Here is an 858-nt window from a genome sequence, read left to right as displayed (position 1 = left end):
CGGATTGATACCGCCTAATATCAATACCTGTATAGGCATTCAACTGTCTGTTGTTGTCAAACCTCTGAATGTTCCCAATTTCTGCTATGATTCTGACAGCTGAGTTAGCTCCAATAGCCGGAATACTACGTATTATGCTATACTCTTCAAGCCTTTCGGCTATCGACTCCATTTTACTGATACATTGTTCTTTCTGAAGGAGAAGCTCTTGAAACCGTTTAGCATATACACGAACTTGATCACAAACCACATCTGTTGAAGACGCGGCGGGGTAAGATTGCTTTGCGGCCTCTATTAATTCAACAGCTTTTTCCTCTGCTTTGTTTACTGCCATTCGTTTTTTTGTGTTTGCGAGTATTCGATTTTTAATGATTGTTTTTGAATGATTCAAGACTAGATCTGGATGAGGGTATAATTGTACTACGTTTAGGAACAGTTCAGACTTGGTCGTGAAGATATTCTCGAGTTCAGGAAATGTTTCCTGGACGACCTTATGCAATCGACTGCGGGTGACGCTCAATTCATCATCCAATTCGCTGTAGTGTCTCGATAATCGTTTTAACTGACGGTAAACATCATTGGAATCTGTTTCAATCCGTCTTTCGTGCGTAAAGTGTGTGAGTGCCAATCGATGTGCATCACTTCGGTCCGTTTTGTGAATCCGTAAGGAATCACATTGGAGTTTTGCTTCCAAGGGATTTAATAGGCAATAACTATAGTTGTTCTCTTGCATGAAACGTTCCAGTGTTCTTGAATAGACTCCTGTAGATTCAAATACGATATGAGGTTGCTCATCATATCCTTCAATTAAGTCATCAATTAACTTTTTAAGGTCCATAAATCCCGGACGATTGTGCG

General features: G+C 40.2%; 1 protein-coding gene. It reads right to left on the bottom strand.

The window, feature by feature from the left end; all coding sequences use genetic code 11:
* Positions 1-858, bottom strand: an 858-nt coding sequence (locus ACYQ73_RS28110; RefSeq protein ID WP_460015459.1) for an IS110 family transposase, incomplete at both ends; no start/stop codon positions are given.

It is taken from the genome of Lysinibacillus sp. CTST325 (assembly GCF_054665055.1).
This window is presented reverse-complemented; position numbering and strand designations above follow the sequence as displayed.